Annotated in this window: 3 protein-coding genes; 2 read left to right on the top strand and 1 reads right to left on the bottom strand. The window is 66.9% G+C overall.

Annotation, left to right across the window (positions count from 1 at the left end):
* Positions 1 to 39: 39 nt before the first annotated feature.
* On the bottom strand, positions 40 to 771 hold the full coding sequence (locus ON45_RS12880; protein WP_040494397.1) for an enoyl-CoA hydratase-related protein: 732 nt from the start codon (positions 769 to 771) through the stop codon (positions 40 to 42).
* Between the two features lie 79 nt (positions 772 to 850).
* Here ON45_RS12880 and ON45_RS12875 point away from each other — a divergent pair, with 79 nt between their 5' ends.
* Positions 851 to 1,123 carry a hypothetical protein gene (locus tag ON45_RS12875; RefSeq protein WP_083914925.1) on the top strand — a complete coding sequence of 91 codons (273 nt, stop codon included), beginning with the start codon at positions 851 to 853 and terminating at the stop codon, positions 1,121 to 1,123.
* 52 nt (positions 1,124 to 1,175) lie between these two features.
* Complete coding sequence (locus ON45_RS12870; RefSeq protein WP_051063002.1) at positions 1,176 to 1,748, top strand: TetR/AcrR family transcriptional regulator; 573 nt, start codon at positions 1,176 to 1,178, stop codon at positions 1,746 to 1,748.
* The last annotated feature ends 61 nt before the right edge of the window (positions 1,749 to 1,809 follow it).

Below are 1,809 nucleotides of genomic sequence, written 5' to 3'. Positions count from 1 at the left end.
GTGCCATCCGGTGTCAGACACCCGATGGCACGCGATGAGTCAGGTGCCGGTGAAGTCGGGGCGGCGCTTCTCGAGGAACGCTCGACGGCCCTCGTCCGCGTCGGCGCTGGACCAGGCGGTGCGGCGCAGGTCGTCGAATCGCCCCGACGGTGCGTCGCCGTCCTCGAGTCCACGCTTGTGTGCGGCCAACGTGAGCGGGGCGAGCGCCGCCAGTCGTTCGGCCCAGTCCATCGCTGCGTCGAGATCGCCCAGACGGTGGATCGCCCCTCGACGATGAAGGTCCTCCGCCGTGGTCGTCTCGGCACCGACGAGCATTCCGCGTGCGACCGCGGATCCGAATTCGGTCGTCATCCTCCGGACCGTCCAGTGATCGACGACGAGACCGAGCTTCGCGGCGGGGACTCCCAGCACGCTGTCCGGTGTTGCGATGCGCAGATCGCACGCGACCACGAGCTGTGTCCCTGCGCCGAGCGCCGGGCCGTCGATCGCGGCGATCACCGGCACCGGGAGCTCGGTGAAGTTCCGCAGGACGGATCCGAGGTCCGCGGTGAATTCTCCCTCTTCCACACCGGTCAGATCGGCACCCGCACAGAACGCGGGCGGCGCACCGGTGAGGACCACCGCCCGGATCGCGAAGTCCGCGGATTCGATGCTCAGCCGCCGCTGGATCTCGATCAGCTCGATGAGCGTCGGATGATCGAGGGCATTGCGCCGATCCGGTCGATCGAGCGTGATCAACTCGACCTTGCCTCGTCGTTCCGTGCGCACCATGTGTGATCCCTCCATCGGCGAGCGGGACCGATCCGTCGTCGGCCCGCGATCGCAGTCGTCGCCGTACGCTACGTGTCCGATGTCCACCACCGATCATCCCGACGTTGATCCCGTCCTGGTCCGACGCGCAACGATCAAGAAGTGGACGCTGCTCGCCAACCGCGTCGGCTACCTCTTCGTGGCGTTGGCGATGGCGCTGTTCGTGATGGCGTTCGTGCTCGGCTTCAACTCCACGATGGCGACGCTCGTGATCATCGCGTTCATCATCGGATGCGTCCTGCTGGCTCCGTCGATCATCCTGGGTTACGCCGTGAAGGCCGCCGAACGCGAAGACCGTGAACTGGGTCGCTGACCCGGCCGTGATCTGACACACATCGCCGCTCGCCGGTTACCATTGAGTAACAATGTCCCGACTCCCCGCTACCGCTCGACGTGAACAGATCCTCGACGTGGCGCTCGACGTGTTCGCATCGTCCGGTTTCCACGGCGCGTCGATGAACGACATCGCCGAAGCGGCGGGAGTCACGAAGCCCGTGCTGTACCAGCACTTCGATTCGAAGCGCGACCTGTACAAGGCACTGCTCGACGAGGTCGGCCACCGCCTGCTCGACTCGATCGCGAAAGCGACCGCCGAAGCGACCGACGGCAAGAGTCAGACCCACCTCGGCTTCCGCGCGTATTTCCGCTGGGTCGCCGTCGACAACGCCGGCTTCCGCCTGCTGTTCGGGAGCGGAACGTCGAACGACGACGAGTTCACCGTGTCCGTCGCGAAGATCACGGCGTCGGCCGCCGAGGCGACCGCCCCGTTGATCGCGGCGGACATCTCCGAATCGTCACGGCACACGTTGGCGCACGCGCTCGTCGGAATGGCCGAAGGCGCCAGCCGCCGCCTGGTCGAGTTGGGCGACGACTTCGATCCCGACCAGATCGCGGACGAGGTCTCCACCCTCGCCTGGGCCGGCCTCCGCGCCCTCTGACGCCCCCACCCCCCTCCCCGTTTCCCCGTTCTCGTGAACAGTTCTCGCGCTCCGTGCGCGA

It is taken from the genome of Ilumatobacter nonamiensis YM16-303 (assembly GCF_000350145.1).
Taxonomy (GTDB): Bacteria; Actinomycetota; Acidimicrobiia; order Acidimicrobiales; family Ilumatobacteraceae; genus Ilumatobacter_A; species Ilumatobacter_A nonamiensis.
Note: the sequence above shows the minus strand (reverse complement) of the source record. Positions and strands in the feature narration are given on the sequence as shown.